The following is a 9,040-nucleotide window of genomic DNA, read 5'->3' as shown; positions in this document are numbered from 1 at the left end:
AGGGGACAAGGGGGACAAGGGGGACAAGGTAGCAATCTTTCTCCCTTGTCTCCCCCCTCTCCCTGCCCTCCTCGCGGGCGAATAAATTTTAGCGTAGCTTGAGCGTAGCTAATTTTATGGGAATACTATTTATTGTTGGTGTTTGGTGGTAGGGAATAATTGACGTATGAATTTGCTGCGACTTAGAATGCATCACTTAATCGAGCAGTTAGGCGATGACGATTTGCAAGATATTTGGAACGTTCTGGAAGGTTTATATTATGACTTTTATATGCTCAAAGCCATACAAAAAGTCAAGCGATCGCAGCAACCGTGGGATATCTTAACCCATGAAGAAGCTGTAAGACTGTTGATGTTTTTCTGATTCAGCAGCGCTTTTAGTAGTGCTGTTAGCGGATAGCTAGGGTTTAGCCCGTGCTGAATGCTGAGTGCCAGTAGTAGCCCATAGTTAAAACTAAGGGATTAGTTAGGATTAGGAAGAAATTTATTTATTATTTAGAACTAAAGTCAGAGAATTTAGATCCATATACTGAATTGTAAGTCTTAGTACTGGTTCTTGACTCAGCACTCAGCACTTTCAACTCAGCACTCTTTTGGCCCCTCAAGTTTTGGTGAAGGTAACGCCCAGTGAGTCTGGAAATGCGCTATGCCAGGTCTTTTTTGCTAGACCTGAAGAATTTAGAACCTGCCGCCTACGAGCGGGTGCATGATTTTGTGTTTATTGAGTTAGCCCAAAAATGGCAACTGACTGATTTAAAAGAACTGCGACAGCTTGATAGTGAAGGCATTTTTCACCGCTTCACCCTCGATAATTATCTGATTGGTATAGAAATTAGAGGTGAAATTGTGAAATTTTTGCGTGTCATCCCTATGCCAGATGTTTAAAGTTAAGAGTTAAGGGAACACTGAAAACTGTAAACTGTATAAGGCTAGGCAGGGATCGCTATAACCTTACATTAAACTGGTTTTTGAAAAACACTTTATTTGAGATTTCCCTATGGATGCTAGGGCCCTTTGGCAACGATACCAAAACTGGTTATATTTCCACGAGGGATTGGGACTGTACTTAGACGTGAGTCGGATACAGTTCGATGATGCCTTTGTGGAGTCGTTGCAGCCGAAGTTTGACAAGGCGTTTGCGGATATGGCTCAACTAGAGAAGGGTGCGATCGCAAATCCCGATGAGAACCGCATGGTTGGACACTACTGGCTGCGAAATCCTGATTTAGCGCCAGCGCCAGAACTTACACAAGAAATAGTCCAAACTCTAGAACAAATCGAAGCCTTTGCGGAAAAAGTCCAAACAGGTGCTATTCATCCTCCCAGAGCAAGCCGCTTCACGGATATTATCTCCATTGGCATTGGTGGTTCCGCTCTCGGTCCCCAATTCGTCGCAGAAGCTCTCGCTCCTGATTTCCCGCCCCTGAAACTTCACTTTATCGATAACAACGATCCCGCAGGTATCGATCGCGTTATCAATCATCTCCGAAATAGCCTCGCCAGCACTTTGGTTTTGGTGATCTCCAAATCTGGAGGAACGCCGGAACCTCGTAACGGCATGATCGAAGTTAAAAAAGCCTACGCCGGACACAATTTGGAATTTGCTCAATATGCGGTAGCTATTACTAGCGTTGATAGCAACCTGGATAAGCTGGCCAAAGATGAAGGCTGGCTGGCCAGATTTCCGATGTATGACTGGGTAGGAGGACGCACCTCAGAAATGTCTGCTGTGGGGCTAGTACCAGCCGCATTACAGGGCATTGATGTCCATGCCATCCTAGATGGTGCAAAAGAGATGGATGACGCTACCCGCATCCCAGATGTGAAAAATAACCCAGCAGCCTTACTCGCTTTGTCTTGGTACTTTGCAGGTAACGGCAAGGGCGAAAAAGATATGGTTGTCCTACCTTATAAGGACAGCTTATTTTTATTCAGTCGCTATTTGCAACAGCTGGTGATGGAATCCTTGGGCAAAGAAAAAGACTTAGACGGCAATGTTGTCCATCAAGGTATCGCCGTTTATGGCAACAAAGGCTCAACAGATCAACACGCTTATGTCCAGCAGTTACGCGAGGGTGTAGCGAATTTCTTTGCTACCTTCATCGAAGTGTTGGAAGATCGCCAAGGGCCATCCACTGAAATAGATCCGGGAGTTACATCAGGCGATTATCTTTCCGGTTTTCTCCAGGGAACCCGACAAGCGCTTTATGAAAATCACCGTGATTCGATTACAGTCACGATTCCCCAAGTTAACCCCCGAACTGTAGGGGCATTAATTGCTTTGTATGAACGTGCTGTTGGTTTATACGCTAGCTTGGTCAACATCAACGCTTACCATCAACCAGGAGTAGAAGCTGGCAAAAAAGCTGCCGCTTCCATTCTCGATTTGCAAACACGAGTGGTAGCAGTGTTACAAAAAGAAAAAACTCCCCTTTCTCTTGAAGAACTTGCCGAAAAGGTAGGTGCATCAGAGCAAGTTGAGGCAATTTACAAGATTTTGCGTCATATCCACGCCAATCAGCGAGGTGTAGTTTTACAAGGCGATCTTCAGAAACCTGGTAGTTTGACGGTTTCTGCTAGCTGATAGCTCTAGTCTAAATATCACATTTTGTCCATAATTGTTGTATCAGCAACAATTTTTTATTGTGAAGCATCCTAAATAGAAGATATATCTTCTGTCTAGGATGCTTCACTGTATAATTCGTAACTCGTAATACTTCTCTACGAGAGGCTGCGCTCAGTTGCAAAAAAATTGTAGGTTGGGTGGAGGCTTTGCGTAACCCAACATCCTGATATATGTTGGGTTGCTACGTCTAATGCACTATTTTGCGTAGACAGTCTACTATGTGCATTTCAAAAATCAAATACTAGTCCTATATCTGTGCCTCTGCTGTTTAAAAGTAATTTATTTAATCGCAGAGGTACAGATAACACAGTGAAAAAAAGAGATTTTACGAGTCACCTTGAGAGGGCTAGTTCTAAGGAATTACTAGTTACCATTAGGCGTTGACTAAAGTAACTCTTGGGTAAGAAACAGCGATCGAGTAAAAAAGGATTGTTGTTATTTTCAGACAAAAAAGTACTGGGCTGCTCCCGATGACAAAATGGTGGCACAATTCCCCAGTGTTCTGCTAACCAAATCCAGTATCCTATTTCAATTTTGCCGTAGCTTGATACCGTAAGAATCTCTCCAACGCTGTTGTTAATAGATACTAAATCTGACGATGATTTGATTTCAATTAATAACCAAGCTAACTCATCTATAGAAAAGTAATAGCCATTTTCGGCAGCGATATCGATGAACTGCTGCGGATCTTTAGCTATTAACAATTCTTCTTTGAGAGATGGCGTTTTTTGTGCAAAATCAAAAAGATCCCAAATCTGTCTTCTCGTAATTAGAAACCAGGCGAGTTCTTCTGCGGTTAAATTATAACCATTTTCTGTTGCTAACTTGAGAAATGGCTCAAGGCTATCTGTTTCTGCTAGTTGACTTTTCAACTGGAAAGTTTGCTCTACTAATGACAAAAAATCAATAATCTTTTGCCATGTAGTTTTGTCAAAGTTTTTTTTGTTAACTTTTATTTTTTCTTTCCAATAAATGTATTTATCTTCTTTAAGAAAGAAATTCCAAATTTGATAATACATGGGCCATCTTGCCTAATTTTTAAACTTGCAGAAGTTTTTCATTAATGAACACCAGTGTAGTTAGTATAATGTTTTTATTCGACAGTACCAAGTCTTTATATTGTGTAAATGAAGTTACACAGTGGCTAAGTATAAATTTTCTATAAAGTCTATCACTATAAAAAAACATTTACTGAGAGAAATATAAAGGATTGGGATACCTGGGGTGGAATATAAGTAGGTTTATGATGTACAACATAAAACAAAATTAAGTCAATAGATAGTATTAATTATTTATATATGAATTAATTGTAAAACAATCTGCACTTTAGTTGTTTTGAAAATAGCTGCGTACTTATACGTAGAGTAAATCTACGTATAGCGTCTTTTATATAACGCATAGAGAAGAAACCAAGGTATGTTTTACGACTATTTATATAGTGTTATATGGTGAAAATATTTAGATAGTAAAAGCGTAGGCATCGCCTTTATCTTTCTGTAAAATAAAGTTAAGACAGCATTAATAAATAGGGCTAATTACTATGACTGAATCAACAGCAAAACAACCTGCACGTCGAGGCAGAATCTTTCCAGAACGCACTTTACCACCAGAAGAACTTGCTAGACGTAAAGCTGAACGAGAGGCATTTTATAAGCTTTGTCGGGCAATATTTGAGCGTGTACGTCCAGAATATATCGAGAAAAACTATGGTTGGTATATTGCAGTGGAGCCAGATAGTGGAGATTATTTCATTGATGAAGATATAGAAATAGCTCATAGAAAAGCCCTTGAGAAGTACCCAAATGCTGTACACTGCGTTTTTTGCCTAAATGAAACTGGAGCAACTGGCAGAATATGATTCAGGGTGCATTTGGTAGTAAAGGACAGCTATTTTTTCAAATTGATTTGATTACATCTGATGGGTTAAATCTGCCTGTGGATGCCATGCTTGATACTGGCTTCACAGGCTTTATGGCAATTAATAAACAAGATTTAGATAGTCTTGACTGGGTTTATATGGGGAATGAACCTCTGAGAACTGCACAGGGAGAAATTATATTTGACAGATATTCAGGTAAGGTTTTATTGGATGAACAGGAGTATGAGATTCCTGTTTATGCAGGTGACGAAATTCTAGAAGTTTTGTTAGGTTCAGAATGGCTAAAAATTCTACCGTTGGTAGTGAATTATCAGGCTAGTCTATTAACTTTAGGATAACTGCGATGCCTACGGATGGCTACGCCTACGCTATTCAAATTATCTGACTTTAAATGTTGTTAAAATAAGGTTAAATCCGTCAATAAACTGGAAGTGTAAATCATGAATATCAAAATTAAACCTGAACTAGAGTAAATTATCCAAGCCCAAATTGCTACAGGTAGATATGCAAATCCTGAAGAAGTTATTAGTAAAGCACTGAAGTTGCTATTAGAGTGGGAAAAAGGTTATCAGCAGTGGGTTGAAGAAACACGTGAAAAAGTGGAGGTTGGTATCGAGCAACTGGATAGAGGGGAAGGTATTGATGGAGGAGTTGTAGTTGAACAATTGCGAGAAAAACTGCGTAAAGCGAGAGAATTACAAGTTAACTAATAGGTAAATTACGGAGAAAATAAAAGCGATCGCTATTCCAATCACTACCTTTTATTCGTCCCAAATAGCCTGTTAAGGGTGAGGAAAGTTCAATCAGAATTTCGTGCATTTCTACTGTTTTTAATGGCTGTGGTGGATGTGAGCCGAAATAAGCACCATGTAGAGATTCAACACCAGCAGATTCTATACCTGAGTTTCCTAAGTAGTTTTTGACAAGCTGGATAATGTGCGATCGCAACCTTATAGATTGTTCAACTTTATCAATATAAGTATTAATTTTATCTTCAGCTAAACCAAAAGGAGCTTGTTGCAAACACTCTTTTAGTTCTAATAAATTGATAGAATTTTTGTAGTGTGCTTGCAGTTCAACTAGTTTTTGCAGTGTTTCAGGGCTAATAACATTCATTTGATTTTCGGTAGCTGTTCTTGATGCGTAAAAATTTAATTCTCCGGCGGCTACAATTAATTTAATAGAGTTGTCATACTGAGATTTACCAAGATGGTTCATACCTATTTTTAGTAACTGTGCAGGTGTACCATCAGGAACTTTCTCAGTTTTAGTTGCTTTGCACTCTCCTACTATTGGATAAGGTTGTTCAGCGTAAAAATCCATGCCTCCTGCGCCACCCGTTGCATCTGGATTCAAACCTGAACCTGTAAAGCCTAATTTTAGTAATCCTCTACGAACCAATTTTTCAAATGTATGTCCGTCGCTAGAGTTCCCAACTTCAGCAATTTTATGAATCCAAGGTAAGTCTAAATCTAATGGATTTGTTGGTTGATTACTACTCCAACCTAAGAATACTTTGATATCGTCGTCTAATTGTTTCGCTGCTGGTTGGCTAATAGTTAGAGATGCGATCGCACTCTGCAATTCTTCCAATTCACGATGTAGCGCGGGTTCTAGCTTTTCTAATTGGCGTTTGCGTTGGGCGAAGGTGCGATCGTTTATTACTGGGTTGGCTTCAGAAACCGTAAGAGAATTAGGTAAACTAACAAATTTTCCTAGCTTTTCCTGAATATTAGGATTGACTGATATTTCTTGTAACTGAGATAACTGATAGACGCGCAAGTAAGCCAGGAAAAGATACTGTTGTTTTTGTAGTATCTCCTTTAATACTTTTGGTGTCCATATTGTTAATTTAGACAAAATCTCTAATGGCTTAGTCTCGTCTAAAATTTGGCAAAGTTCACATTTAGCCCAAGCTTTAATTGAAACTGAATAGTCAGCAGGATAAAGTGCAAATCTCTGTCCAGGACGAATAAACATTTTGGGTAAAGCTGCAATTGTTCGCCCCTGTATTAAGGCTTCAATATCAGGGACGGATAGACACAGCGCTGTTGGAATTGAAAACTGCTGATTCATGTCTAGTTAGCTATAGATTTAGTTCGATATAATCCGCAGTAGCAACACTTTGAGGAATACTAATAGGTAATCCATCATCAGTTAAATTAGTAGGCTCTTGGCCAGAAGGATCGCTGAGAATTTCTCGAATCAAAGGATTATTTATTGCTAGTTGCTTTTCTTGAATAAAATCAAATATCTGTTCTTCTGTCAGTTCGTAACTCTCTCTGTTATACCAAACAAAACAGACAGCTAAAAGAGGTTTAATGTCTTGGCTTTGTAAGCTTACCCATTCTCCACCCTTTTGTTGCAAAAGTGTTTTCAAATGCTTTCTAGCTAATACTGCTTTTGGACTAATTATCTTTGAACGCACCAAGCAACCACGAGTTAGGTCAAATTTTCTGTAATCAATTAGTCGTCCTAAAGCAGCACCTATAACCGTGTAGTCTTGCTGAACTACATCTACTCCAATCCTCACTTTTCTCTTATTGCCGATAATTTTGAAATCCATGAAGCCATTATTTGCTGCACTAGGCTCTACTTCTTCAATTGATTCGATTGTTACTCCCTCTACAGTTTCACCTATTAAACTATTGAAAGCTAACCAAAGAGCATCACCAATATTTTTTTGATCTTCCATTAAAAAATCAATAGAAGCCTCAACTTGCACTAATTCATTATCGAAATACGGTTTAACTGCATGGAGATCATCAATAATAGGCTCATTAGGTACAAAATTCTCTGCACACCATTTCAAAACTGACCTAACTGTAGGTCTACTCTTACCAAGTTCTCTAAGTTTAGTTTCATCAAATGGGTAGAGAGGATGAGGTGGGGTTTGTTGATGTTCCTCATAAAAATCTTGTAACCATTGACTCACTAGAGCAACGATATCATCAGAATTGAGAAAGCTTAATTTTATAGGCTGTCTGTCAGCTTGATCGCTGACTAATCTATCTATAACTGCTTCAGCTTCTGGTAAAGCCTTGATTTGGTCTTCCCAGGTACGAGGATACATTGCTAACAGTAAAACACCTTGTTTAAGACTGTTATATAAATCCTTAACTAAGTTTGCAATAACTTGTGCTGCTAAAAATCCATTATCAGCAGCATCTGCAATATCTAATTCGTCAAAACAAATTACAGGAACTCGATAATAGCTAGTGATATCTAGAATTTGACGAACATTGCTTAATGCTTCAGCTTCTCTATCCTCGCTCTTAGGGTTTGGCAACCCCATTGCTTCAGCTTGTGATTGTGCTAATTCCAAACCAGATAACCAATAGCTTGCATAATTAATATGGACTGGAGAAAGTGTCCACAAAATTGCTTTAACTATGTAAGGGTTGATTATTTCAGGCTTGACTTTAAGAACACTTTCTGTCAAACTAACTATCGCCTTAGTTGAGTGTTTGCTTAACCAACCTGGATACATATTAATATACTGTTCTGGCGTATATTCCCACTGTTTTGCTTCGTTAATTAAAGCTGCTGCAATTTCCTGCCATTGCATTACTTTTTGACTACCAAAAGCTCTGAGACTAGAGGCGACACTTTGCAGAAATAGAGACTTAATTTGATTCAAGTTATCATACTTACTCATGTAGATAAATAAGCTACCATCTTCTGTCTGTAATCGGTGGCGAATCCGACTAATAATATGGCTTTTACCTAATCCTTTTTCTGCTGTAATTGTGATACCTACAGTTTCACGTTTTCCTTTACGGACTTTATCAACAGCATCAAAAACTGCATTAGAAGCATGAGCATTAATTGAGGGAACATCAGGAAAACTTTTACCCCATATTTGCGGTGGTCTGACCACAATATGTCCTGCAAAAGGGTTTTGATTTTTAATCAGATCATCAATGGTAGATGTGGTAACAGTCATAGTGTTGTGAAGTTAATGTGTGAGGAGTCAAATAAGGTTTAAGGTTTCAGACGTGTCGCGTAGCAGCGTAATCCATCTAATTCTGTAGCTACCGAATCTTCAATTTTGTCGGGTGCGCTGTCTTCTATACTCCCGCCTTGCAGTTGCAAAATGTCGTCGGCTTGCGTTTCCAGTAGCCAATCATTAAACTCTGTACGACTAACCCGATCGCTTATTTCTCTCCTGATCCGATAAATTGGCACCAGATTATTAAAGTTGTACTCATAGTTCAACTTGTCGTAGACTTCCAACGCCACAGATTTAAACTCGTCGTAAGAAGCGATTCCTTTGGAAAGCTCCGCGATCGCACTCTTCCCATTAACCAGTACATCTGCACCAACTACCGCAACATCAATCTGACTAATCCACTTCACCAACGCATTCGCCGCCCAAGTTCCAACAATCGTCCCTTCAAACTTAAAATCGCCACTTCTCAAACCCTCACCCAATACCTCTAAACCCTTGCCAGATGTCAGAGAATATCCCTTTTTGGAGATTGCGATCGCACCCTGCTTCTGTAATTCCTCGAATATGCCCTGATAATCTGCTA

General features: G+C 39.3%; 10 protein-coding genes. 6 read left to right on the top strand and 4 right to left on the bottom strand.

The annotated features are described in order from the left end of the window. Positions 1–166 precede the first annotated feature (166 nt). The 3 genes from HWQ37_RS29365 (at position 167) to HWQ37_RS29355 (ending at position 2,584) form a co-directional block, all read left to right on the top strand. Complete coding sequence (locus tag HWQ37_RS29365; protein ID WP_099102181.1) at positions 167–364, top strand: hypothetical protein; 198 nt, start codon at positions 167–169, stop codon at positions 362–364. Positions 365–627: 263 nt separating this feature from the next. Further along, the gene (locus HWQ37_RS29360) at positions 628–885 is read left to right on the top strand and encodes a cytotoxic translational repressor of toxin-antitoxin stability system (protein ID WP_099102182.1); all 258 of its coding nucleotides are present in this window, start codon (positions 628–630) and stop codon (positions 883–885) included. A gap of 112 nt (positions 886–997) precedes the next feature. Beyond that, positions 998–2,584 carry a glucose-6-phosphate isomerase gene (locus HWQ37_RS29355; RefSeq protein WP_292753931.1) on the top strand — a complete coding sequence of 529 codons (1,587 nt, stop codon included), beginning with the start codon at positions 998–1,000 and terminating at the stop codon, positions 2,582–2,584. Positions 2,585–2,958: 374 nt separating this feature from the next. Here HWQ37_RS29355 and HWQ37_RS29350 read toward each other — a convergent pair whose 3' ends face one another. Continuing rightward, a complete protein-coding gene (locus HWQ37_RS29350; RefSeq protein ID WP_292753930.1) occupies positions 2,959–3,645 on the bottom strand; it encodes a Nif11-like leader peptide family natural product precursor in 687 nt (228 codons plus the stop codon). Positions 3,646–4,166: 521 nt separating this feature from the next. On the opposite strand from HWQ37_RS29350, the gene HWQ37_RS29345 reads away from it, so the two are divergent. The 3 genes from HWQ37_RS29345 to HWQ37_RS29335 all read left to right on the top strand — a co-directional run bounded on the left by HWQ37_RS29345 (position 4,167) and on the right by HWQ37_RS29335 (position 5,215). Then, positions 4,167–4,484 carry a hypothetical protein gene (locus HWQ37_RS29345; RefSeq protein WP_292753929.1) on the top strand — a complete coding sequence of 106 codons (318 nt, stop codon included), beginning with the start codon at positions 4,167–4,169 and terminating at the stop codon, positions 4,482–4,484. Continuing rightward, a complete protein-coding gene (locus HWQ37_RS29340) occupies positions 4,481–4,843 on the top strand; it encodes an aspartyl protease (protein WP_292753928.1) in 363 nt (120 codons plus the stop codon). The genes HWQ37_RS29345 and HWQ37_RS29340 overlap by 4 nt, the downstream gene beginning before the upstream one ends. Positions 4,844–4,978: 135 nt before the next feature. Next, the gene (locus tag HWQ37_RS29335; RefSeq protein WP_292753932.1) at positions 4,979–5,215 is read left to right on the top strand and encodes a ribbon-helix-helix domain-containing protein; all 237 of its coding nucleotides are present in this window, start codon (positions 4,979–4,981) and stop codon (positions 5,213–5,215) included. Here the strand turns inward: HWQ37_RS29335 and HWQ37_RS29330 are convergent. From HWQ37_RS29330 to HWQ37_RS29320, 3 genes are all read right to left on the bottom strand, one after another. Then, positions 5,208–6,581 carry a DUF1802 family protein gene (locus HWQ37_RS29330; protein WP_292753927.1) on the bottom strand — a complete coding sequence of 458 codons (1,374 nt, stop codon included), beginning with the start codon at positions 6,579–6,581 and terminating at the stop codon, positions 5,208–5,210. The genes HWQ37_RS29335 and HWQ37_RS29330 overlap by 8 nt on opposite strands. A 10-nt stretch (positions 6,582–6,591) precedes the next feature. After that, positions 6,592–8,451, bottom strand: a complete 1,860-nt coding sequence (locus tag HWQ37_RS29325; protein ID WP_292753926.1) for a hypothetical protein — start codon at positions 8,449–8,451, stop codon at positions 6,592–6,594. 38 nt (positions 8,452–8,489) lie between these two features. Next, positions 8,490–9,040: hypothetical protein (locus tag HWQ37_RS29320; RefSeq protein ID WP_292753925.1), on the bottom strand; the 551-nt coding region annotated here is incomplete at its 5' end.

Source organism: Nostoc sp. NMS4, assembly GCF_017115095.1.
Classification (GTDB): domain Bacteria; phylum Cyanobacteriota; class Cyanobacteriia; order Cyanobacteriales; family Nostocaceae; genus Nostoc.
This window is presented reverse-complemented; position numbering and strand designations above follow the sequence as displayed.